Origin of the sequence: Marivirga tractuosa DSM 4126 (genome assembly GCF_000183425.1) — a bacterium.
GTDB classification, from domain to species: Bacteria; Bacteroidota; Bacteroidia; order Cytophagales; family Cyclobacteriaceae; genus Marivirga; species Marivirga tractuosa.
Genome location: NC_014759.1, coordinates 1,012,999 through 1,039,032 on the forward strand (window position 1 = coordinate 1,012,999; position 26,034 = coordinate 1,039,032).

The following is a 26,034-nucleotide window of genomic DNA, read 5'->3' on the forward strand; positions in this document are numbered from 1 at the left end:
CTTTAGCTGAAACCCATTTCCTTTTTGCGGTTAGTTTCAGCTTTTTTATTTCTTTTTGCTACCATAAAAAGCCTTGAATTACTTAATTTTGCGAGCAAATATCATTTTGAATAAATTTTAATCACATATATGTCACTGGCAACAAAATATAATCCTTCGGATCTTGAAGATAAATGGTACAAACATTGGATGGAGCAGAAGTTCTTTGCTTCCAAACCTGATCCAAAAAAAGAGCCTTATACCATCGTAATCCCTCCTCCCAATGTAACGGGCGTCTTGCACATGGGGCATATGATGAATAATACCATTCAAGATGTATTAATCCGTAGAGCGAGAATGCAAGGAAAAGAAGCTTGTTGGGTACCAGGAATGGACCACGCTTCCATCGCTACTGAAGCTAAAGTGGTGAACATGCTAAAGGAAAAAGGCATCAATAAAAATGAAATCAGTCGCGATGAGTTCATGAAGCATGCCTGGGAATGGAAAGAAAAATACGGTGGCATCATTTTGCAGCAGTTGAAAAAACTAGGAGCTTCTTGCGATTGGGACAGAGAGCGTTTCACCATGGAGGAGGATATGTCAGCTGCTGTTATTGAAGTTTTTGTGGATTTATACAAAAAAGGCTATATCTACAGAGGAACCCGCATGGTGAACTGGGATCCGGAAGGTAAAACTGCCTTAGCCGATGATGAGGTAAATTTCAAAGAGGTGCAGGGAAAAATGTATCACATTCGATATCAAATTGAAGGAAGTGACGATCATTTAATAATTGCTACAACCAGACCTGAAACCATCATGGCAGATGCAGCAATCTGTATCAATCCTAATGATGAGCGCTTTACTCATTTGAAAGGCAAAAGAGCCATTATTCCATTGATTGACAAAGCCATTCCGATTATTGAAGATGACTATGTAGATATGGAATTTGGAACAGGTTGCCTGAAAGTAACTCCTGCTCATGATATCAATGACCATGAAATAGGACTGCGCCATAATCTGGAAGTAATTGATATTATTGCTGATAATGGACAATTGAATGAGAAAGCGCAGATTTTAGTTGGAGAGGATAGATTTGTTGCCAGAAAGAAAATCGCCAAACTACTTAAGGAAAAAGATCAATTAGAAAAGGAGGAAGACTATACCAATAATGTTGGTCACTCCGAAAGGACTAATGCAGTGATTGAGCCAAAGCTATCTACACAGTGGTTCGTGAAGATGGAAGAATTAGTGAAACCAGCTTATGAGAATGTGATGAACGACAACATCAAGCTGATTCCACCAAAATTCAAGAATACTTACAAACATTGGATGGAAAATGTGCGGGATTGGTGTATTTCCCGTCAGTTGTGGTGGGGACAAAGAATCCCAGCTTATTTTATGCCAAATGGAGATTTTGTGGTGGCTCAAAATGCTGAAGAGGCATTAAAATTAGCTAAAGAAAAAACTGGGAATCAGGATTTAAAGGCTGAAGACTTAAATCAAGATGAAGATGTTTTGGATACATGGTTTAGCTCTTGGTTGTGGCCAATCTCTGTTTTTGATGGTTTCAAAGACCCGGATAATGAAGATTTTAATTACTACTACCCTACCAATGATTTGGTAACGGGTCCTGATATTCTATTCTTCTGGGTAGCCAGAATGATCATTGCCGGTTACGAATTCAAAGGAGAGCTTCCATTTAAGAATGTATATTTGACCGGAATCGTTCGTGACGATAAAGGCAGAAAAATGTCCAAGCAATTAGGTAATTCACCTGATGCTTTAGGCTTAATTGATAAGCATGGTGCTGATGGAGTGAGAGTTGGTTTATTGCTTTCAGCTGCTGCAGGAAATGATTTATTATTCGAAGAGAAACTTTGTGAGCAAGGTTGGAATTTCGGTAATAAAATCTGGAATGCTTATCGATTAGTGGAAGGACTGGAAGTGAAAGAAAAGGATACTCCAATCGAGGCCATGAAAGCGAGAGATTGGTTTGAGGCTCGTTTTCAAGATGCCTTGAGGGAAATTAATGACCATTTTAGCAAATTCAGAATTTCTGATGCTTTAATGGCTACCTATAAGTTGATTTGGGATGATTTCTGTTCTTATTATTTAGAATTGGTAAAACCACCATATGGAGAAGCCATCGACAAAGAAACTTATGAGGCAACTATCACATTCTTTGAGGATATTCTGACGATTTTACATCCATTTATACCATTCTTAACAGAAGAAATTTGGCATCAAATTACGGAAAGAGATGATAAAGATTGTGTAATCGTGAATCATTGGCCAATTGAAAAGGATTATGACCGAGCCATCTTACATGATGCCAAAACAGCCTTTGAACTGGTTTCACAGATAAGAAACATCAGGGCTTCCAAAGGAATTTCGCCTAAAGAGGCACTTACCTTGCATGTGAAAACCAACAGTGAAATGATCTATCAGGAATATATTTCCGTGATAGATAAATTGGCTAATATAGATGAACTGGCGTTTACCAATGATAAAATTGACCAGGCGGTTAGCTTTTTCATTGGTTCAGATGAGTGTTTCATTCCAATGGAGGGCACTATAGATGTAGAGAAAGAAAAAGAGGAGATCCAAAAAGAATTGGAGTACAATAAAGGCTTCTTAAAAAGTGTGAAAAAGAAATTGGAGAATGAGCGTTTTGTAAGCAATGCACCTGCACAAGTTGTAGAAATGGAGAAGAAAAAGCAGGCGGATGCTGAAGCTAAGATTAAGACTTTGGAGGAAAGTTTGGAAAATTTGAAGTGAGATTTTAAGATTTAGGATTCAAGACCTGATGTAGTTGTCTTGAATCTTAATTCTTGACTCTTATATCTATTTTTTCAGATGTAATACTTATCACTTTAACAATCAATTTTTCTTCTTACCTTTGTCTCAAATGAAAAGATCTTTCGGCATATCGCTCATCACGTTATCAATAAGCATATTACTGCTTCATAGCTTTGTGCCGCATCATCATAGCGAAAATGGGTTTAATCTTGATGAAATTCTCAGAAATGAGCCAGTAAAATCACCACTTGATTTACTTAAAGTTGGCTTTCACATTAATCTAGGAGCTAATCATCTTGAGAATTTTCAGAAAAGTAAATCTGTAATTGCAGAGAAAAAAGCGGTAGCTAAAGAACAACTTAAAGCACAGGGTTTAATCCCAAATAGTTTAAAACTTAATTTAGCTAAAACAACAGAAAATCAATCACTTTTTCCACCAAGAACCATTGGTGCAATTCAAATTCAATTCAATAATTCCTTTACTTACAGAGGACCTCCCCTATTTGCTTAAGAAATCGATTAATCTATTTCAAAATCTTAAGTAAATGACATCTTCATGTTTCAAAAAATTATTTCTTTCTCCATAAAGAACAAATTGATAGTGTTCTTTGGAGTAATCGCTTTAATTGGTGGCGGTATTTATTCAATGGGGCAGCTCTCCATCAATGCTGTTCCTGACATTACTAATAATCAAGTACAGGTAGTGACGGTAAGTCCATCTTTATCCGCACAGGAAGTGGAGCAATTTATCACCTACCCCATCGAAATTTCCATGGCCAATATTCCCATGGTGGAAGAAATACGCTCGATTTCAAAATATGGACTTTCGGTAGTTACCATTGTTTTTAAAGAAAGCGTTCCTGTTCTGGATACTCGTCAATATGTGCAAGAGCAAATCACTATTGTGAGTGATGAAATACCATCTAAATTGGGTGCTCCAGAATTGATGCCGATCACCACAGGATTGGGTGAAATCTACCAATACACTTTAGAAGTGGATGAAGAACATGAAGGAGAATTTTCAGCCATGGAACTCCGAACTATTCAGGATTGGATAGTGAAAAGACAGCTATCTGGTATAAAAGGGATAGTAGAAGTCAGTTCTTTTGGTGGCTATCTAAAGCAATATGAGGTAGCAGTGAATCCAACACTAATGGCGCAACATAAAGTGAGTTTTCAAGAAATTATTGAAGCATTAAATGCCAATAATGAAAATTCCGGAGGTAGTTATATTGAGAAAAATCAAAATGCCTACTACGTAAGAACGGAAGGCATGATGGTCGATTTAGATGACATCCGAAACACCTTATTAAAGCATGATGAAAAAGCACCTGTTTTAATAAAGGACATTGGTACTGTGCAGTTTGGCAATGCCAAAAGGTTTGGCGCCATGACCAAAGATGGAAAAGGAGAAGCAGTTGGAGGTATCACTTTAATGCTAAAAGGAGCTAATTCATCGGAAACGCTGGAATTAGTCAACGAAAGAGTGGCTGAAGTGCAGAAATCTTTGCCTGAAGGCGTAAAAATTAAGCCATATCTAGACAGATCTGATTTAGTAGGCAGAGCAATCAATACCGTAAAAACCAATTTATTGGAAGGCGGTGTAATTGTAATTTTGGTACTTATTCTCCTTTTGGGAAATTTCAGAGCAGGTTTGATTGTGGCTTCCATTATTCCCCTATCCTTGCTATTTGCTTTCATCATGATGAATATTTTTGATGTGTCTGCTAACTTGATGTCGTTGGGGGCTATCGATTTCGGAATAGTAGTAGATGGAGCGGTGATTATTGTAGAAAGCATTCTACATATTCTCTTTACTGTCCATATTGGAAAGCAATTGAGCCAATCAGAAATGGATGATATTGTCATTGATGCTTCACAAAAAATCTACAAATCTGCTGCTTTTGGGGTATTGATTATTTTGGTGGTATTTCTACCGATATTATCCCTTACAGGAATAGAAGGTAAAACTTTCCGACCTATGGCACAGACTGTTAGCTTTGCCATATTAGGTGCCATGATTCTTTCTATGACTTATGTGCCTATGATGACGGCTCTATTTCTCAAGAAAAACATAAAAGAAAGAGTCACTTTCGCTGATAAAGTGATGAACAAATTAAAAGCAGCTTATAAACCGGTTTTAAATTCTTCCCTACGGCATCCCAAGGTCACTATTTCTTTATCAGTAATTTTATTAGCTGCAGCTCTATTTATTTTTAGTAGAATGGGATCTGAATTTATACCACAGCTAGAAGAAGGAGATTTAGCTATGCAGATGACACTTCCTCCAGGTTCTTCATTGGAACAAAGTATAGCCACCAGCACAAAAGCAGAACGCATTTTACTGGATAATTTCCCGGAAGTAGAATCTGTGGTATCAAAAATTGGTACTGCTGAAGTACCGACAGATCCTATGTCGATTGAATTGGCAGATATCATGATCATTCTAAAACCAAAAGATGAATGGACAACTGCTGAAGATCGATTTGATTTAATTGAAAAAATGGAGGAGAAATTGGCAGTTATCCCAACGGCAATTTTTGAATTTACCCAGCCTATTCAATTAAGGTTTAACGAATTGATTACAGGAGCTAAATCAGATATAGCAGTTAAAATATACGGTGAAGACTTAGCCAAGCTTGCAGACTATGGAAATCAGGCAGCAGAAATTATAAAAGATGTGCCAGGTGCTGCTGATGTGAAGGTAGAACAGACAGAAGGTTTAGCGCAGTGGGTCATAAGCTATAATAGAAAAAAAGCAGCTCAATATGGTGTTTCTATAGAAGAATTAAACAGCATCATTAGAGCAGCTTATGCTGGTGAAAATGCAGGGTTCATATTTGAAGGTGAGCGTAAATTTGAACTGGTGGTCAGATTAAAGGAAGCCTTTAGAAATTCTATTGATTTGGATAAGCTCACCATCAAAAGCCAAAGTGGTCAATTGATTCCTTTATCAGAAGTCGCTAAATGGGAATATCAAGAAGGTCCTTTGCAGATTTCGAGAGATGATACGCGCAGAAGAGTGGTGGTTGGAACCAATGTAAGAGATCGCGATATAGCAGGACTTGTGGCAGAAATCGAATCCAATCTGGATAGCAAATTAAAAATGGAGCCTGGTTATTCTATTAAATACGGTGGGCAGTTTGAAACCTTAGAAAAAGCAAGGAATAGATTAGCTATAGCAGTGCCAGTTGCCCTATTATTGATTTTCATCTTGCTCTATTTTGCTTTCGGAAAAGTAAAATATGCTTTATTAATCTATTCAGCTGTACCGCTTTCCGCAATAGGCGGGGTCTTAGCTTTATGGATAAGAGATATGCCATTTAGTATTTCTGCCGGAGTTGGCTTTATCGCTCTTTTTGGTGTGGCCGTACTGAATGGAATTGTGCTTATCAGTCATTTAAATGATTTGAAAAATGAAAAAGACATGGATTTACTGCAACTTATAAAAACGGGAAGTACGGATAGATTAAGACCTGTTATCATGACTGCTTTAGTGGCTTCTTTAGGATTTCTACCAATGGCGCTATCTACTTCAAGTGGTGCTGAAGTACAGAAACCTTTAGCTTCCGTAGTGATTGGCGGTTTGATCACTGCTACTTTCTTGACCTTAGTTGTATTGCCTTCTTTGTATTATCTCATGAATAAAAATAAAGGGAAATCATCTTCTAAACTGATTCCAATTGCATTGCTGATGCTTTTTAGTTTCTTAGGATTCAATCACAATGCCAATGCTCAAGATCAAAATAAGGAGCCAGAAGCATTGAGTTTGATGATACAAAATGCAATGGAGCAAAATCCTCAAATCCGGAATGCTAAATTGAGAATTGAGCAAGCTGAAAGTTTTAAAACTCAATCTTTTGAAATACCCTCAACTAATATCAATTACCAAAGAGGACAGTTAGATGGGCCTGAGATTGATTACAGCTGGAATGTTCAACAGTCATTTGGAAACATCCCAGCAAATTTCAGAAGGCAAAAAATGGCAAGTGCTCAGATTGAATTAGCTCAACAGGAATATCATTTAACCAAAAAGGAAATTTCAAGTGAGATTAGAAAAGCTTGGAATGAATGGAATTTCAGTTTGAAACAAGTTGATTTTTTAGAAGAACAAGCTAAACTCTTAAAGAAAAGCATGGAGCAGGCTGAGGAAATGGTTGTAAAAGGTGAAAGTGGGAAATTGGAAACCTTAAGCTTATCCGGACAATTAATAAGTATTGAAAATGAATTAATTAAAAGCCGGAAAATGCTCAATGATAACATTCAAGCACTAAAGCAATTATGCTTTTGCGATCAATTGCCTGATTCTCCTACGGACTACAGTCGTTACGATTGGACTAATTCATTGGATTCTTTGACTTTAGATCCTGCTTTTACGCAAAGGAACGAGCAACAGCTTTTAGCTGCAGAGACCAATATCAAAGTGGGCAAAGCTCAGTATTTTCCAAATGCTTATATCGGTTATGTGAACCAAAGTTTACAAAATGTAACAGGTTATCAGAGCTTACAAGTAGGCATTAGCATTCCCATTGTTTACAATGGAGTAAAAGGAAAGATTGAGGAATTAAAAATCGAAAAGGACATTCAAGAATCCACTTTGGACTGGGAAAATAACGAAAGGAATCAAAGGCTGATCAGCGCTAAAAATGACTATGAAAATTATAATGCGCTCATTGATAAAAGCACTTCCATGATGGAGGAACTGGATAAATTAGAATCATCATCGGCTGAAGCACTCCAAATTGGAGAACTGAACTTTTATGAATTTGTGCAGAATTTAACAGCACTTTACAACATTCAAAAAACCAATTTAGAGCTTCAAAAAGAGATCGCCAACATTTCAATTGAATTACAATATTTAACAGAAAGAAAATGAAACTTATAAATATAATTATCCTATCATCCTTACTAGCTTTTGTGGCTTGTAGTGGAAAAGAAGAAACTATTGCTGAAGAACAGCAAGAGAATAAAAGTGAAATATCTTTAACGGAAGATCAGGTAAAGAACACCAATTTGAAAGTAGGGAAATTAGAAAAGGCACCCTTAGATAAAAAACTAACAACCATAGGTGAATTAGCCGTTGCTCCTAAAGATATAGCGGAATTACATCTGGTTCATCATGCTTTTATAGAAGGGACTGAGATTTTGCCTGGTGAAAAAGTGAAAAAAGGACAGGTCTTGGCTACTTTCTCCCACCCTGATATTCTCACTCTGCAAAGTAATTATCTCGCATCAGTCAATAACCTTAAGAGATTGGAGGCAGATTATAATAGGAAAAAAAGTCTGGTAGAGAATCAATCTATCTCTCTAAAAAGCTTTCAGGAAGCTGAGGCTAATTATTTTGAAGCTAAAGTGAATACAGATAGCAAAAAAAGTATGCTTCAAAAGTTAGGGATAAATGCTGTAAACTTGCAAAAAGGAAATTTACAGAATGTTTTAAGTCTAAGAGCACCTTTTAGCGGTGTAATCACAGAAGTGAATATTAGCAAAGGCATGCTGGTTGAGCCTAGTCAAAGCCTGTTTGAATTGGTGAATTTGGATGAAATGCATTTGGAATTTAATGTGTTTCCGAAAGATGTAGATCAACTAAAAGAAGGACAAAGAGTAAGCTTTAAACTTCCTGAAGGGAAAATTTGGTATGAAAGCACGCTCCATTTCATTAATAAAAAAGTGAGTGATAATAGTGTTTTGGCTCATGCGGATTTACCCAAAACTGTAAATCTTCCTTTAGGCGCACAATTGGAAGTTCAGGTCCATATAAAAACAGATAGCTTATTACTAATGCCAAAAAAGGGAATCCTAAAGCAAGGAGACCAAATTTTTATTTTTGAGGAAATATCTAAAGGCAACTATAAAAAAATGGAAGTAAAATCTTTAGATGAAAATGAGAATTTTCTTGGGATTAATCCTGAAGATTTGGATCAAAGTAAAAAGTATGTGGTGGATGGTGCTTATTATTTGAATGAATGAATATTTAAAAAAGACCAGTATGATTTTTAACCCAAGAATTGAACTTAATTTTTGGGTTAAAAATTCTACTTTATTTATTGAGAATCTCTTGTAGTTTTCCCAAGTCAGGGATTAACAATAGAGAATAACTTCCGCCTGCCTCCGGCTGGTGGAAACTACTGACGCCTCAGGCGGTTTTTAGCTATGAAATACCTCCTTTTGCTCCTAATGCAAGCTGTTCTATTCCGTGCCAGAGGCACAAAGTAAGCATCACCAGCAAGATGCTGGCGATAGATTTATAGAGTTTAAAGCAAATTTATAAACTTCCGTCAGCCTTTGCCTAGTGGAAACTATTCTCCTTCTGGGGAATAGTATCAAAAACTTATTTTTGATTATTAAGCGGATGCAAAAAAGTCCAAGCCACTATCCTACTCGTTTTATTTCCATGATTCATTTCAATGGTTTCAATCTCTTTAGCACCAGCCTGTTTAATAGCATCGTAAATCCGTTTTAGATTAGAGGATTTGGAAACCAAAGTGGTAAACCAGCGCACAGAATGAGAATGGTATTTACTCTGCACAGCCATATTGGTAATGAATTTTAACTCTCCTCCTTCTGTCCACAATTCGTTGCTTTTTCCCCCGAAGTTTAGGGTTGGCTTCTTGTCTTTTCTAAATTTCTTAAGATTTTTCAGCTTCCTTGTGGTTCCTTTTTCTGCTTCTTCGGCTGAGCTATGAAAAGGCGGATTGCAAATACTCACATCATAGTATTCATGCTTTTTGACAATGCCTTTAAATATATCTGAAGATTTGTACTGCTTTCTAATTTCAACTTTCCCTTCCAGCTTAGGATTCTCAGTAATGATTTTTTCTGCTGAAGCAGCCGCTTTAGGATCAATTTCTGAAGCTACAAAATTCCAACCAAATTGCTGTGAACCTAAAATCGGATAAATACAACTGGCTCCTGTTCCGATATCCAGGCATCTTATTAAGTCGCCTTTTACCTCCACTCCTTTCCTTTTTTTAGTTAGGAATTCATCTATTTGAAATAAGTAATCTGCCCTACCGGGAATAGGCGGACATAAATAGCCTTCCGGAATATCCCAATACTTTAAGTCATAATGCTGCAATAATAGTGCTTTATTCAATGCCTTCACCGCTTTTGGATCAGCAAAATCAATCGTCTGACTATCATATTGATTGGTAAAAACAAAAGCTTCTAATTCCGGAAGCGTTTTGGCTAAACTTTCCAGGTCATAGCGTTTATTAAAAGGACTATTGGGGTGCAAGCTGGACTTTTGTGGAGTGGGCATTTGTGATTGTTAATGAATTTATGACAAAGATAGGGTTAATTGTGGGCAGATTTAAAGTATAAGACTTTTAATGCTAAGTCTTTAATTTCCAAATAAAATATGCCAGAGACATAGAGTAATTAGCACTCGCGAGACGCGAGCGCTAGCTGAGATAAGGTAAGGGTAAAAAGTCGAGATTCTAGATTAAAATCAAAACAAGTGAAAATTGAATTATTCAACCTATTTAAAGAAAACATTATAATTTCTTTCCTAACACAATCATATGTTTACACTGGATTCCATTTTCAATAATAATTTCATCATAATTCCTAAGGAAAAAGTCCTTCTTAATACTTTCAATTTCAAAACCCTCTTTTTGATAAAGTGCAAGTTGTCCGATACTTGAATTCCCTGTTCCGATTATTAACTTTTTATTCCCTGATTTACGAATTATATCCTCTGCATATCTTAAAAGAAGCTTTCCAATACCTTTTCCTTGTTCAGATTCTTTAACTGCAATATTTTTTATTTCAGTAGTATTTGAATTAATGTTACCCAAAACTATCACTCCAACTATTTCAGATTTCACTTTAGCTATATAACAACTTCCTGATCGCAAATTAGAATTGATATGTACCTTTGAAGGGTCAGACAAGTATAGTAATTCCAAAACAGTTTCTGAAGGATTTACTACAAGTTCAATTTGTAGGTTCAAATTTTTCAATGATAATAATTTAACGGTATTTGTTAAGTACTAATAGTAAAAATAAGTATAAATAAAAAAAAGCATGGTTCTCACCGTGCTTTTCTTTTATCTTTAATCTAGGCTCTAGACTCTAGAATCTAATCCTACATATTCCTACGGTATTGGCCTCCGACCTCAAACATCGCATTGGTAATCTGACCTAATGAACAGAACTTAGTGGCTTCCATCAATTCCGCAAAAAGGTTTTCATTTTTGATGGCTGCTTTTTGCAATCTGTCTAAGCTTTCTTTGGCTTCTTTCTCAAATCTATCATTTAATAAATTAAGCGTTTCAATTTGATACTCTTTCTCCTCTTTAGTCGCTCTGATTACCTCACCTGGTGTAACTGTTGGCGAACCTTTAGAATTCAAGAAAGTGTTTACGCCAATAATTGGAAATTCACCAGTATGCTTCAGCATTTCGTAGTGCAAGCTTTCTTCCTGTATTTTTCCACGCTGATACATGGTTTCCATAGCGCCTAAAACTCCTCCACGTTCTGTAATTCTATCAAATTCAGTCAATACTGCTTCTTCTACTAAATCAGTCAATTCTTCGATTATAAAAGAACCTTGAATCGGATTTTCATTTTTCGCTAAACCTAGCTCTTTATTGATGATCAACTGTATCGCCATCGCCCTTCTCACTGAATTCTCAGTTGGAGTAGTAATCGCCTCATCATAAGCATTGGTATGCAAAGAGTTACAGTTATCATAAATCGCATACAATGCTTGCAAAGTAGTTCTGATATCGTTGAAATCAATTTCCTGTGCGTGCAATGAACGCCCTGAAGTCTGAATGTGATATTTCAACATCTGAGCACGAGAGTTCGCTCCATACTTTTGCTTTAGTGCTTTAGACCAGATTCTTCTGGCTACTCTACCAATCACTGCATATTCCGGATCAATTCCGTTTGAGAAGAAGAATGATAAGTTTGGACCAAATTTATTGATGTCCATTCCACGGCTTAAGTAGTATTCTACATAAGTAAATCCGTTCGCTAAGGTAAAGGCCAGCTGTGTAATTGGATTCGCTCCAGCCTCTGCGATGTGATAACCTGAAATAGAAACTGAATAGAAGTTACGAACCTGATTTTCAATGAAATATTCCTGAACATCTCCCATCAATCGCAAAGCAAATTCTGTAGAGAAAATACAAGTGTTCTGTGCCTGGTCTTCTTTTAGGATATCTGCTTGTACAGTACCACGGACAACCGCCATAGTCTCAAACTTGATTTTTTCATAGACATCCTTAGGCAATACCTGATCTCCAGTTACTCCCAAAAGCATCAATCCTAATCCATTATGACCTTCTGGCAAATCACCTCTATATTGTGGTCTATCCGCTCCTCTATCTTTGAAAATCTTGTCGATTTTCTTATTTACTTCGGTTTCTAAGCCATTTTCTTTAATGTATTTTTCACATTGCTGGTCAACCGCTGCATTCATGAAAAAGCCTAACAACATTGGAGCTGGGCCATTAATAGTCATGGAAACCGAAGTCATGGCATGCGCTAGATCGAAACCAGAATACAGTTTCTTCGCATCATCCAAACAGCAAATACTTACACCTGAATTACCGATTTTACCGTAAATATCCGGTCTGTAATCCGGATCATTACCATACAAGGTTACTGAATCAAATGCAGTGGATAAACGCTTAGCCGGCATATCCATACTCACATAGTGGAAACGCTTGTTGGTACGCTCTGGACCGCCTTCTCCAGCAAACATTCTTGTAGGATCTTCCCCCTCTCTTTTGAAAGGATAAATTCCAGCTGTATAAGGAAATTCGCCTGGAACGTTTTCCTGCAAATTCCATCTAAGCAAATCTCCCCAGCTTTTATATTTAGGAAGCGAAACTTTCGGAATCTGAGAGTGAGATAAAGATTCTGTATGCGTTTGAATCTTAATCTCTTTATCCCTCACTTTAAATGAATAAACGGGATCTTGATATTTTTGAACCTTATCTTTCCATTCCTCAATTAATAATTTATTCTTCGGATCAAAATTAAGCTCTTCATTGGCATAAGCTTCCTCTAGGCCTTTGATCAAGCGATCTTTATCCTCTATATCAGAGTCCTGTAAAGTCTCAATCGATTTTCTGTAACCGTAAAGCTTATCTGCTACTTCTGCTTGCTGCTCTACCCACTCATCATAACCTCTATTGTTTTCTGAAATTTCAGACAAATAGCGCGTTCTCTTTGGCGGGATAATGAAAACCTTTTCCGACATCTCATCGGTAATTTCAAAAGTAGATTTTAAATCTGCTCCTGACTTTTCGGCCACTTTTCCCATCAACTCCTTGTAGAGAGAATTCATTCCCGGATCGTTGAACTGGGAAGCAATAGTACCATAAACCGGCATATCATCAACTTTTGATTCCCACAATCCGTGGTTACGCTGATATTGCTTTTTCACATCTCTCAATGCATCTAAAGCACCTCGCTTATCAAATTTATTCAGAGCAATAATATCGGCAAAATCCAACATATCGATTTTCTCTAGCTGAGTAGCCGCACCATATTCAGGCGTCATCACATAAAGAGAAGCATCAGAATAATCTAAGATTTGAGTATCGGACTGACCAATTCCTGAAGTTTCTAAAATGATCAGATCAAAGTTTGCCGCTTTCAAAATTGAAACCGCATCCTTTACATATTTAGAGATCGATAAATTACTTTGACGAGTAGCTAATGAGCGCATATACACACGGTCATTGTTTATGGCATTCATTCTAATTCTATCTCCTAAAAGTGCTCCTCCTGTTTTTCTTTTGGACGGATCAACTGAGATGATTCCTATATTTTTATCTTTGAAATCAATTAAAAATCTACGAACTAATTCATCCACCAAAGAAGATTTACCGGCTCCACCAGTTCCTGTAATTCCTAAAACAGGTACTGACAAATCTTTAGCTTTTTCTCTAATCTTATCTAATTCAGCACTACTGTCTTCTGGGAAATTTTCTGCTGCAGAAATTAATCTCGCAATTGCTTTTACATCTTGCTTGTCAACTCGTCCAACTTCACCATTCAAATTCTGACCAGTAGGATAATCACTTTGCTTAACCAAATCATTGATCATACCTTGCAAGCCCATTTCTCTTCCATCATCTGGCGAGTAAATTCTGGAAATGCCGTAATCATGCAATTCTTTGATTTCTTCCGGAAGAATTACTCCCCCTCCTCCACCAAAGATTTTGATATGACCAGCGCCTTTTTCCTTCAGTAAATCGTGCATGTATTTGAAGTATTCTGTATGACCTCCTTGATAGGAAGTCATGGCAATGGCTTGTGCATCTTCTTGAATGGCAGTATTGACTACTTCTTCAACAGCGCGATCATGCCCAAGGTGAATTACTTCACACCCTGTCGATTGAATAATTCTTCTCATCACATTGATAGCTGCATCATGCCCATCGAAAAGGGAGGCAGCGGTTACTATGCGAACGTTATTTTTAGGTTTATAAGGAGCTACAGTTTGATGTGCAGACATATTTTTTAGTCGTTTAATTCCAATTACGAAATTACAACAATAAAGCTAAAGATTAAAGTCATTGCCAAACATTCGTTAGGATGAGATATTGTAAAAATTATATTTTATGATGTAGGGAATTAGGTTGTGGTTTTGTGGTGGTTTATATGATATTACGGTGTTTTGTTTGGTGTTTGGATTGAGATAAGGTCGCCCCTACGGGGCTTAGGGGTTCTGTTTTTGTTGATTTGTTACCGTAATTTAGCCCCAATGGGGCTATAGTTTGCAGTAAATTTACTTCTGTGACACTTACAAAAGGCTTTTGCTAACTAAAAACGACTTTGTAGTAGCTACTCTTTTAAGTCCCAGAGGGACGAACTTATGGTAAAGTAGTCCCTGCCAATGTACCTAAGCCCCGTAGGGGCGAACTTATAAATCCACTCGGAATAATAGAATTTGCAAATCCCATTCAAAATCGATCCTCTGCGAAAATTTCCATCCCTCCTATTTTTCTAGAAAACCCATTTTCCCTACATTTACAATCAAACTAGAAACCAAAACCCACACAAACTATGTCCCAACACAAACTAACTGAGGTTGCCAAGATTGCTGTTCGATACGTCAACACCACTAACCGACTGATTTTTCTAACTGGTAAAGCAGGAAGTGGCAAAACAACTCTTTTAAGATATATCATTAACAATACTTATAAAAATGTAGCGGTTGCTGCTCCTACTGGAATTGCTGCTATCAATGCAAAGGGTGTTACCCTTCACTCACTGTTACAGCTTCCTTTTGGTACTTTCATTCCTGAGGATAATGCAGTTGATTTCTCTCGAACCAGTGAGCAAATCAATACACCAAAAACCTTTCTTCAGCAATTCAAAATGTATGGCAATAAGCGTCAGATTATTCGCAATCTGGAATTATTGATTATAGACGAGGTCAGTATGTTGCGAGCCGACATACTGGATTGCATGGATCTGATTTTAAGAATGGTCAGAAAGAATCCTGAACCCTTTGGAGGCTTACAAATTATGTTCATTGGAGACTTGAACCAGCTCCCACCCGTAATTCGGCAGCATGAGTGGCAATATTTAAACAGGTACTATAAAACCGGATATTTCTTTGAGGCATTAGCCTTGCAGAAAACCGACATGGTTTATATAGAACTTGATAAAATCTTCCGCCAATCTGATCCTGAATTTACTTCTATACTCAATCGATTACGAGATAATCATTTATCTGAAACCGATATCGAAAAGCTTAACCAGCATTATGAAGAAGGTGTGGAAGAATCACCAAAAGAAGGCTACATCAATATCACTACTCATAATCGAAAAGCGGATTTAATTAACGAAAAAGCATTGAAATCGCTTGAAGCAGAAGAGAGAGGCTACAAAGCGGAAATCGAAGGCGACTTCCCTGAAAACATGTTCCCTATTCCTGAAAAACTGAATTTCAAGATTGGCGCTCAGGTAATGTTTATCAAAAATGACAATAGCGGAGAGGCAAGATATTTCAATGGGAAAATTGGTGAAATATCAGAGATGAATGAAGACACCATCAAGGTGAAACTCAAAAATCCGAAGGATGAGGTAATAGTCGAACGCTATGAATGGATGAACCAGCGCTACAGTTTGGATAAGTCCACTAATGAACTTCAGGAAAAATGGTTAGGAACTTTTAAACAGTTTCCATTGAAATTAGCTTGGGCCATTACAGTTCATAAATCTCAAGGCTTAACTTTTGAAAAAGCTATCCTAGATCTATCAGACAGTTTTGCCCCAGGACAAATGTATGTAGCGCTGTCAAGGCTGACAGGCTTGGAAGGCTTAATATTATCAAAACCCATTAGCAATATTCCTTTTGAATTGGACAAAAGCTTAAGGCAATTTGAGGATAATAAAAAGGATAACGATACTTTAAATCAAAAACTGGAATCAGATAGAAAGGCATTTGTTTTTAATACCATTCGGGAAACTTTTGATTTCCAAAGTTTAATGAAAGAGCTCAATATTCATTTAGGCAGTTTCAATAAGGCGGAAAATAGATCACTTAAACAGAAATATGCTGATTGGACTAGAGAGAAAAAAGAGCAATTAGAAGAAATCAATAAAGTTGGGCTTAAGTTTCAAAGTTCATTAGCCCATTACGAAGCCAAGGAAGAGTATTTGAGTGATTTAGCAGAGAGGGTCAACAGTGCGGAAGAATATTTCAAACCCAAGGTAAAGGATTTATATGATGCTTTTAAAGCACATTTGATCGACACTTCCAATCAAAGTAAAGTAAAGGCCTATCTAAAAGAACTGGAGAGCATTACGGAGCAATTGAAGTCAAAGCTTTTGCAAATTAGTAAAACGGCAATGTTAGTAACTGCAGCATCAGAAAACAGGATATTGTCTAAAAAAGACCTATATAAATCTTCTACCTTTGAAGAAGCCAAAATAGATTCTAAGGAAAAGAAAAAGAAAGTCAAAAAAGACAAAACACCCACTGCTGAAATTTCTTTCAAGCACTACAAAGAAGGTTTAAATATTGAAGAAATTGCCACTAAAAGAGAGCTAGTGCCTGGAACCATCCTGGGTCATCTGGCAAAGTACATAGAAAGTGGTGATATTGATGCTACCGATTTAATTGATGCTACCAAGCTTGATCAAATCTGTCAAGTGATGGCTCTGGCTGAAGTAAAAGGCAGTGCTGATGTAAAAGCCCGATTGGGTGACGAATTTACTTACAATGAAATTAAGATTGCCTGGGGCCATTTTAGACGGGAAAACCTAAAAGAAGCCACCTAAACACCCCAAAAGAGGACTTTAGAGCGTGCTTTTTATAGATAGAATTGATGGATATAGGGTGATGGTTGGGAATTGTCCGTAAAGCCATGTCAGTACCGAAGGTCGGACATTGATTCAAGCGATGGAAGTTAGAAGTATGAAGCTAGAATATAAAAAAAGAAATAAGGTCGTAATAAATGCAAATAAACTGTCGGGTAAATTGTTTACACCTAAAAAACGACAACTTGTAAACTTGCCAACATGTCAACTCAGCCAATCTTACTTTCTAAATAATCAATAACTTTACTTTTGTCCTCAGCTGAAAACCATCTGAATTCCGAATCTCTTTTAAACCAAGTCATTTGACGTTTGGCATATCTTCGACTATTTCTTTTGAGTAAGCGAACTGCCTCTTCCCTATCATATTTACCATCTAAAAATCCAAATATTTCAGAGTAGCCAACAGTTTGCAGCGCATTCAAATCTTTGTACTGATGCAGATTTTCTGCTTCTTCGAATAGACCTTCTGCAATCATCTGATCCATTCTCAAATTTATTCGACCATACAATTCTTCCCTGGGACGCTCCAGTCCTATCTTGATGATATTAAATGGACGCTCAACTTGCTTTTTTTGAGCTCTATAATAACTCATATTTTTCCCTGTGGATCGGTAAAGTTCCATTGCTCGAATAAGTCGCTGAGGGTTTTGCTTATCTACAATTCGAAAATATTCTGGATCAGATTCAAACACTTGCTTCTGCAAATATTCAATTCCATTATTTTCAAACTCAGCATTTAGGTTTTTTCTAATATCAGCTGGAATACTTGGCATGTCATCAATTCCTTCGCAAAGTGCTTTTACGTACAGACCAGAACCGCCCACAACCAAAACCACATCGTGCTTTTGAAATAAATCATCTAGAAGATTTAAAGCATCTTTCTCAAATTGACCTACATTGTATTCATCCTCAATACTATGGGAATTAATGAAATGATGTGGAACTCCATTCATCTCTGCACTAGTTGGCTTGGCAGTCCCAATTTTCATTTCTTTATAGAATTGTCGGGAGTCAGCTGAAATTATTTCAGTTTGAAACCGTTTTGCTAATTGAATGGACAATGAGGTTTTACCTACGGCAGTTGGGCCTGCCAAAATCACTATGGTTTTAGATATTTTACTCAAATTTGATATATAATTCAATCTTAAAAGCTTAAATTGAGCTGTAAATTTAAATATTTTGGAGTTACAAAATTACGATAAAGAAGAACTTATTAAAGAGGTAGAGAAATTGAGGCTTGCGCTCTACCAGAACAAATATTTGCTCAAAAATTCTAGAAATTTTGAAAACAGTAAATTTCCAGAAGAAGGGATAGATTTGAGCATGGAATATACGGCTAACGGGCAAATACTAAAAACTAACAAAAATTGGCGCAAAGCATTAGGGTATTCTAGCCAAGACCTGAAGCACATCTTTATTAGAGATATTATTTTTCCTGAAGATTGGCATAAATTTCAAAATGTCACCGATCAGGTTGTCAAGAATAAATCGCAGGAATTGCTGGAAGTTCGTTTAAGTTCCAAAAACAACGATAAGATTCATGTCACAGGCATTTTGTTAATCAGCATGAGCAATAAAAATATCGTTGCAAATTTTCAAGATATCACGCACCAAATTCATGCCCAAAAAGCCCAAAACCTCTTTTATGAAATAACCAATTTGACACTTAAAAGTACAGATCTAGACAGTCTATTTAGAGGGATACATGAAAAGTTAAAAGAAGCAATGGAAGCCAAAAACTTCTTCATTGCTCAATTCAAATTTGAAAAACAAGAGCTATTCTTCCCATATATCCATGATGAGTTTGTGGAAGATTCCCCAAAATCCATAACAGTAGAATACAAAAAAGGATTGTGCGAATACATATATCACCAAAGAAAATCCATGTTACTAAAGGAGTCAGACATTATGGATTTGATATTGGAAGGTAAAATCAATCAATATGGCACAATTCCGAAGGTTTTCCTAGGTGTTCCATTTCAGACAGAAAAAGGAACTCCTGGTGTAATTGGAGTACAAAGCTATAGAGATGAATATGCCTTTCATAACAGGGATTTAAAACTGTTAAATTTTATTTCTAATCAGGTGTTATTGTCAGTTGAAAGGAAGTTTATCGAAGAAAAAATCAGTACTCAGGCAGGCCGACTTCAGTCCATATTTAATAGTAGTAATCACATTATCTGGTCAATTAATAAAGATTATAAACTGACGTCCTTTAATCAAAATTTTGAATATGAATTTTTAAAATATTTCAATTTCAAACCACAAGTCAATACTGATTTAAGAGGTAAATTAATAACATCAATATTTACTTCAGGAAGTTATAATTTTTGGGGGGATAAATTTGAAAGTTGCCTAAATGGTGAGGCTATAAATTTTGAAGTAGAATTTGAAAACCCTCTTGATAAGTCGGTAGTTTGGAAAGAGATATTTTTGAATCCAATATATACAGAAAGTGGAGATATTACGGGTCTTTCAGGCATTGCCCACGATATAACAGAAAGAAAGATCAATGCCCTTAATATTCAAAAAAGTGAGTTGAAATTCCGGAATATATTTGAATCTTTTCAAGATATCTATTTCAATTGTCGTTTTGATGGCGAAATCATCCTTATTAGTCCTTCAGTAAAGGAGAACATTGGGTATGAACAGGATGAGGTTACCGGGAATAATATTACGAACTATTACCTCTACACCAAAAAAACAAAGGATCTGTTAAAAAAGCTGGTATCGAGAAGAAAGGTGCAAAATTTTGAAGCTACTCTTATCACCAGAGATGGACGACTAGTGAATTGTATTTGCAATGTTCGTTTAGTTAGAGATAAAGACAGCCGAGAAGTCACAATAGAGGGTGTTGCTCGCGATATCACAAAATTAAAACAAGCCAACCGAGAACTATTGCATGCAAAAAACATGGCTGAGAATTCCTTGAAAGTAAAAGAACAATTTTTAGCTAATATGAGTCATGAAATCCGAACTCCTATGAATGGAGTTATTGGCATGGTGGATTTGTTGTCTCAAACTCAGCTCAATCCGGAGCAAATGAATTTTGTGCACACAATTAAGCGTTCATCAGAAACTTTATTAACAATCCTAAATGACATTTTAGATTTAAGCAAAATTGAAGCTGGTAAAATGAAAATCCAGCCGCATATAACGGAAGTAAAATCCGTTTTCGATAAAGTATTAAACTTATTCAGTCAACAAGCCAATCAAAAATCAATTGATTTAAGCTATAAAATTGATAGTGAAATCCCTAAATATCTAAAAATTGATGAGACCCGAATTATTCAAATCATCTCCAACCTTACCTCAAATGCCTTAAAATTTACAGAGAAAGAGGGTAAAGTGCTCCTGCATATTTCGAAAGAAATTAAAGACAATCTCTATAGAATTGCCGTTGAAGATACGGGAATTGGAATATCTGAAAATGATCAGCAGCAATTATTCAAATTATTCACTCAAGTAGACAATTCCAGTACCAAAGCCTTTAGTGGCACAGGACTAGGACTTGCCATTTCAAAACAATTGAGTAGCTTGATGGGAGGTCAAATTGGTGTCAGTTCTGAACCCGATGAGGGCAGTGTTTTCTGGTTTACTCTAGTTGGAGAACAAGCTTCCGAAGCAGAAATTGAAGCATTTAAGAGTCAAAAGCAAACAGTATCTAAAAGTCAAAAGCTCAACTTTAAAAGCGACAACGCACCTTTTATATTGATAGTGGATGACAATACGATAAATCGACAAGTAGCCAGTCAAATCTTAATGAAATCAGGATTCAAAACAGATTTAGCCTTTAGTGGGCCAGCAGCAATTGAAAAAGTTAAGAATCATGATTATGATTTGATCTTTATGGATATACAAATGCCGGTAATGGATGGTGTTACTGCCACTCGGGAAATTAAAAAGCTCCCAAAGAAAATACCCCCTATTGTGGCCATGACAGCATACTCAATGAAAGAAGATCGTCAACGGTTTTTAGATCTTGGAATGGACGACTACTTAGCAAAACCAATAGTCTCCAGCCTATTGCTAGAAGTCATCCAACAAAATTTACCTGTTTTCGAAACAAGCGACTTTTATCAACAAGAACCAGAATCAAAAGAAAGCAATGGATCGAAATTAGAATTAATCGATCAATCAACACTTAATCAACTTAGCAAATACGCAGACAAGCCCACAATCAAATCATTCTTTGAAGAATTTGAAATTGAGGCGAAAAGTTTGATATTGGAGAGTATAAATGCTGAAAAGACTTCGGACATAGATAAAATATTAAGTAATTTGCATACTCTTAAAGGAAATGCTGGTACACTTGGAATTCGTTCGTTAGAAGAACAAGCGAAAAAAATAGAAGCCGATTTAAAGAAAGAAAAAACCGAAAAGCTTATAAATGACTTAAACCATTTATTAGATAATTTTAATAAATTTACAGATAATTATCAGTCAATATTAAAGTAAGATGGCAGAAACAAAAAAAGTACTTATAGCAGAGGATAGCTCGGTAATCCAAAACCTTACCAAGAAAATCTTAATGATGCAAAATTACAGCATCCATTCAGCTAAAAACGGAGAGCAAGTTTTGAAGGCTTTGGAATCCGAATCATTCGATATAATCTTAATGGACATCAATATGCCGAAAATGGATGGTATGGAATGTACTAGAGCTATTAGGGCATTAGATGACAAAGAAAAGTCAGCTATTCCGATCATAGCAATCACTGGAAATGCTAAAAATTACAGTATAGAAGATTTTAAAGAAGCTGGTATCAATGAATATTTGCAAAAACCACTCAATTTCGATCAATTGGTGGAAACAGTAAAGAAATTAACACAGTAATATGCAGATAAAGTACACAAAATCATTCCTCAGCAAATTAGAAGATGTATTCGCTGAATCTGATTACGTCCTACGATACGAAAAAGGAAATTTTAAATCAGGTTATTGTGTATTAAAAGATCAAAGAATAGTCATCATCAATAAATTCTTTGACACTGAAGGAAAAATCAATTGCTTAGTGGACATCTTGAAAAATATTGAACTGGATAGCAAAACATTAAGTGATAAAAACAAAAATTTCTATTTAGAACTGCAACAAACAGAACTCGCACTTTGAAGGTAACATTTCTAGGAACAGGAACATCGCAAGGAGTTCCCGTAATTGCATGCGATTGTGAAGTATGTCGCTCTCTTGATTATCGGGATAAAAGAACAAGAACTAGCATCCATATTGAAATTGAAGGGAAAAGCATCGTCTTTGATACGGGCCCAGATTTCAGAGAACAAATGCTAAGGGAAAGAGTCAGTAATCTAGATGCTGTTGTCTATACCCATGAACATAAGGACCATACAGCTGGACTAGATGATGTTCGATCTTACAACTTTAAGCAGGATATGGACATGCCTGTTTATGGTAGAAAACAAGTCTTGGAGCAAATCCAGAGAGAATTCGCCTACATATTTGCTGCCAATAAATATCCAGGAATTCCAAAAGTCAAACTTCACGAAATAGAAAACAAACCCTTTCAAGTTGAAGGTATTGACATCTTACCTATTAATGTAATGCATTATAAACTCCCTGTCTTTGGCTATCGAATAAAAGACTTTACTTACATCACCGATGTAAATCATATTCCTGAGGAGGAGAAAGAAAAAATAAGAGGCAGTAAGATATTAGTATTAAGTGCATTACAGAAAAAATCACATCTTTCCCATTTTAATCTGGAACAAGCAATAGCTATGGTGGAGGAATTAGAAATCCCACAAGCATACTTCATCCATATGGGGCATAGAATGGGTTTGCATAGAAATATTGAGGAAGAATTGCCTGAAGGCATGGAATTAGCATACGATGGACTTCAAATAGAACTTTGAGATGCATAATAACTATTATGTATTCCGACAATTATCATCAGAACTAGAAGATAAAATTAGTGGAAGCGATCTACTTGCTTGCTTTAGCCAAAGCCGAGACGAACTTATTTTAGGTTTTAGTCAAGGGCAAGAAGATTTTTATATTAAAGCTTCATTAAAACCTGAATTTTCTTGTCTCAGCTTTCCCAATCAATTTGCCAGAACAAAAAGTAACAGCATTGATTTATTTACTGATTTTATCGGCAAAAAAGTAAATAGAATTCAGCAATTTGAAAATGAACGTTGCTTTGCCATTCAATTTGAAGAAGATTGGTCATTACTTTTCAAAATGCATGGAAACCGATCCAATATTATTGGTTTTCAGGCTGGTAACGCAATGGAGTTATTCCGAAATAGCTTCCCACAAGATATGGAGCTAGAATTGAAGGGACTAGACAGGCCAATCGATCAAAGTAAAGAGGCTTTTTTTGCATTTGACGGCAACTATCAGAAGCTTTTTCCCACCTTTGGCAAATTGATCAAGCAATATTTCCAAAGTATAAATTTGCAAGAAAAGTCGCTGGAGGAACAATGGGAAATCGTTTCACTACTTGAATCAGAAATAAAAAATCCTGACGGTTATTATACCATCTTATGGAATGATGAAATTCATTTTTCTCTCGTAAAAATAGGTGAGGTAATTAAAGAAGAAAAGAGTTGTATTGAAGGTATTACGCAATTTTTCTATACCTATTCGAAAGAGAATTTCATACGAAAGGAAAAGAAACGACTTTCAAAACAATTGGAAAAGCAGCGTAACCAGGCTATAAACTATATTAAAAAATCAAACCAAAAGCTTGAAGATGTATTAAACAAACCAGGCTATAATCAACTTGCTAACATTTTGATGGCGAATATGCATCAAATTCCACCTCATGCCAAAGAAGTAGAGCTATTCAATTTTTATACAAATAAGAATATTAAAATCCCACTAAAATCTCATTTGAGTCCACAAAAAAATGCTGAAAACCTCTACAGAAAATCAAAGAATCAGAAAATTGAATTAGAACAATTACAAGCATCCATCAAACAAAAAGAGCAGGAGCTGCAAGAAGCAGAAAGTAAATTAGGAGAAATAGAAGCTGCAGAAGATATTAAAGCAATAAAAAAACTGATTAAACAAAACCCGGTAAAAGAAAGAGCTCAGGTAGAATTAAAAGTACCCTATAGAAAATTTGAATATGCTGGTTTCACAATTTTAGTAGGAAAGGGAGCACGAGAAAATGATGAACTCACGTTAAAATTCGCTAAGAAAAATGACTTATGGTTGCATGCAAAAGATGTTACGGGCTCGCATGTGGTGCTGAAGCAGCAAAGCAGCAAGCCCTTCCCTCAAGAAGTGGTAGAAAAAGCCGCACAGGCAGCAGCCTTTTATTCCAAAAGAAAATCAGATAGCTTAAGCCCAGTAATTGTTACTCCTAAGAAATACGTTCGTAAACCCAAGGGACTGCCACCAGGCATGGTGCATGTTGATAAGGAAGATACAATTTTAGTGAAACCAGAAGCTTGGTGGACAAGCCAATAGTGCCTTACCCTTTTCAGGCATATCCTGTATTTAAACTCAAATATTGAACAGCAAAAAAGGCAATGCTATTGAAAACATTGCCTTAAACGACCTATTAAAACCTATCACTATAAAAACTATCAATATAAATTTACTGCTAATGCTTGATCTTTTTCATCAAAACCAAAATCCTGATAAATATTTTTGACATGGTGGTTATAATCTAAAAGCACCTTAGAATCGGCCATATCAGTCATTATTATCAAACTTTCAGCGCTAGGTCTTTGAAGGTGCAAATTACTATCGATCAATTCAAATACTTCTCTTATTTTTTGTAACTCCCACTCAGCCCCCATATAAAAATAGTATCCAGTTTTACCATCCGCAACATAAACCAGTTGATTAAATACAGCATCCGATATGGAATTCAATTCTTCAGTAGTTATTTTAGGAATGATAATATCATAATCATAATCTGCCAACTTTACAGTGATGGCATTATTGATTTTTTCAACATTATCAGTTAGTAATGTACTTTGCGCATTTGCTTTCAAGGTTAAACCAAATAGGGTGATCAAAACGATGATTCCAATTAGGACATATTGTTTAACCGGCTTTAGAATATTTGGATACGTTTTCATAACAATTGAATTTTGATTTTCATTTATATTCAAATGTCTCAATTAAGCAGGCTCCAAACATTAGGGCAATGCGGAAATTTTAATTAAGGGATTTACGTAATGCCTCTGGCTCAAGATATAGTCATTTCATGAGACAACTCCGATTTTAGACTTCTTCGCATCTAAGTTGTTTTGGACGGGACTCACAGTTATAATTGGAAATCGAATAGTAACTACTTCAAAATAAAAAAGGCAATGCTGCGTTTAGCATTGCCTAAAACTATCACTGATAACCGTTCCAACTTGAACTAGTCTTTTAGAATATTGATTGCCATTGAATTATCGCTTTTATCAAAGGCAAAGTCTTTATAAATCTGCTTTACATGGTGATTGTAATCTAGCAGGGATTCAGAATCATCGCCATCTGCCATGATTATCAAACTTTCTGCATTAGGCGTTTGAATTGTCAAATTAACATCAATTAGCTCAAATACTTCTCTCACATTCTGCACTTCCCATTTAGCTCCCATATAGAAATAATAGCCTGCTTTTTCACCAGATACATAAACCAGTTGATTGAAAGAAGCATCCTGAATTGACGCTAATTCTTCTGTACTAACTTTTGGAATGAGTATATCAAAATCATAATTTGCCAATTGCACCACCATGGAATTATTGATTTTATCAACATCATTTTCTAATAATGTGCTTTGAGCATTTGCTTTCAAGGTTAAACCAAATAAAGTGATCATAACAATGATCGCAATTAGAGCATATTGTTTAACCGGTTTCAGAATATTTGGATACGTTTTCATGACTTTTGATTTTTAATTATAATCAAATGTCACAAGAATATGCCCTTTAAACATGAGGGCAATACGGAAATTGAAATTAGGTGATTTACGTAGATGTGTTCCATTCTCTCA

General features: G+C 36.0%; 16 protein-coding genes. 10 read left to right on the top strand and 6 right to left on the bottom strand.

All coding sequences use genetic code 11. The features are described 5' to 3' along the window. Positions 1-129 precede the first annotated feature (129 nt). The 4 genes from FTRAC_RS04135 (at position 130) to FTRAC_RS04150 (ending at position 8,748) form a co-directional block, all read left to right on the top strand. The gene (locus FTRAC_RS04135) at positions 130-2,757 is read left to right on the top strand and encodes a valine--tRNA ligase (protein ID WP_013452974.1); all 2,628 of its coding nucleotides are present in this window, start codon (positions 130-132) and stop codon (positions 2,755-2,757) included. 130 nt (positions 2,758-2,887) lie between these two features. After that, positions 2,888-3,289 carry a hypothetical protein gene (locus FTRAC_RS04140; protein WP_013452975.1) on the top strand — a complete coding sequence of 134 codons (402 nt, stop codon included), beginning with the start codon at positions 2,888-2,890 and terminating at the stop codon, positions 3,287-3,289. Positions 3,290-3,334: 45 nt separating this feature from the next. Then, entirely contained in the window at positions 3,335-7,654 is a 4,320-nt protein-coding gene (locus FTRAC_RS04145) for a CusA/CzcA family heavy metal efflux RND transporter (protein WP_013452976.1), read from the top strand. After that, entirely contained in the window at positions 7,651-8,748 is a 1,098-nt protein-coding gene (locus tag FTRAC_RS04150) for an efflux RND transporter periplasmic adaptor subunit (RefSeq protein ID WP_013452977.1), read from the top strand. The genes FTRAC_RS04145 and FTRAC_RS04150 overlap by 4 nt, the downstream gene beginning before the upstream one ends. Before the next feature lie 361 nt (positions 8,749-9,109). Here the strand turns inward: FTRAC_RS04150 and rlmF are convergent, their stop codons facing one another. From rlmF to FTRAC_RS04165, 3 genes are all read right to left on the bottom strand, one after another. Continuing rightward, complete coding sequence (gene rlmF / locus FTRAC_RS04155; protein ID WP_013452978.1) at positions 9,110-10,039, bottom strand: 23S rRNA (adenine(1618)-N(6))-methyltransferase RlmF; 930 nt, start codon at positions 10,037-10,039, stop codon at positions 9,110-9,112. Positions 10,040-10,274: 235 nt separating this feature from the next. Further along, positions 10,275-10,742, bottom strand: a complete 468-nt coding sequence (locus FTRAC_RS04160) for a GNAT family N-acetyltransferase (protein WP_013452979.1) — start codon at positions 10,740-10,742, stop codon at positions 10,275-10,277. A 125-nt stretch (positions 10,743-10,867) separates the two neighbouring features. Beyond that, positions 10,868-14,257: a methylmalonyl-CoA mutase family protein gene (locus tag FTRAC_RS04165; RefSeq protein ID WP_013452980.1), complete on the bottom strand. Its 3,390-nt coding sequence runs from the start codon at positions 14,255-14,257 to the stop codon at positions 10,868-10,870. 551 nt (positions 14,258-14,808) lie between these two features. Here FTRAC_RS04165 and FTRAC_RS04170 point away from each other — a divergent pair. Beyond that, positions 14,809-17,034, top strand: coding sequence for a helix-turn-helix domain-containing protein (locus FTRAC_RS04170; protein WP_013452981.1), 2,226 nt, complete (start codon positions 14,809-14,811; stop codon positions 17,032-17,034). 248 nt (positions 17,035-17,282) lie between these two features. On the opposite strand, the gene miaA is transcribed toward FTRAC_RS04170, so the two are convergent. Then, positions 17,283-18,197 carry a tRNA (adenosine(37)-N6)-dimethylallyltransferase MiaA gene (gene miaA, locus FTRAC_RS04175; RefSeq protein ID WP_013452982.1) on the bottom strand — a complete coding sequence of 305 codons (915 nt, stop codon included), beginning with the start codon at positions 18,195-18,197 and terminating at the stop codon, positions 17,283-17,285. A 55-nt stretch (positions 18,198-18,252) separates the two neighbouring features. On the opposite strand from miaA, the gene FTRAC_RS04180 reads away from it, so the two are divergent. Genes FTRAC_RS04180 through FTRAC_RS04200 form a run of 5 tightly spaced genes read left to right on the top strand, consistent with a single transcriptional unit; the run spans position 18,253 to position 24,509 of the window. Further along, entirely contained in the window at positions 18,253-21,531 is a 3,279-nt protein-coding gene (locus FTRAC_RS04180) for a PAS domain S-box protein (RefSeq protein ID WP_013452983.1), read from the top strand. 1 nt (position 21,532) lies between these two features. Then, positions 21,533-21,910, top strand: coding sequence for a response regulator (locus tag FTRAC_RS04185; RefSeq protein WP_013452984.1), 378 nt, complete (start codon positions 21,533-21,535; stop codon positions 21,908-21,910). A gap of 1 nt (position 21,911) precedes the next feature. After that, positions 21,912-22,187: a hypothetical protein gene (locus FTRAC_RS04190; RefSeq protein ID WP_013452985.1), complete on the top strand. Its 276-nt coding sequence runs from the start codon at positions 21,912-21,914 to the stop codon at positions 22,185-22,187. Beyond that, positions 22,184-22,945, top strand: coding sequence for an MBL fold metallo-hydrolase (locus FTRAC_RS04195; protein ID WP_013452986.1), 762 nt, complete (start codon positions 22,184-22,186; stop codon positions 22,943-22,945). Before FTRAC_RS04190 ends, FTRAC_RS04195 begins: the two co-directional genes overlap by 4 nt. A 1-nt stretch (position 22,946) precedes the next feature. Beyond that, a complete protein-coding gene (locus FTRAC_RS04200) occupies positions 22,947-24,509 on the top strand; it encodes an NFACT RNA binding domain-containing protein (protein WP_013452987.1) in 1,563 nt (520 codons plus the stop codon). A 119-nt stretch (positions 24,510-24,628) separates the two neighbouring features. Here FTRAC_RS04200 and FTRAC_RS04205 read toward each other — a convergent pair whose 3' ends face one another. Next, entirely contained in the window at positions 24,629-25,129 is a 501-nt protein-coding gene (locus tag FTRAC_RS04205) for a hypothetical protein (protein WP_013452988.1), read from the bottom strand. 287 nt (positions 25,130-25,416) lie between these two features. Then, entirely contained in the window at positions 25,417-25,923 is a 507-nt protein-coding gene (locus tag FTRAC_RS04210) for a hypothetical protein (protein ID WP_013452989.1), read from the bottom strand. Between the last annotated feature and the right edge of the window lie 111 nt (positions 25,924-26,034).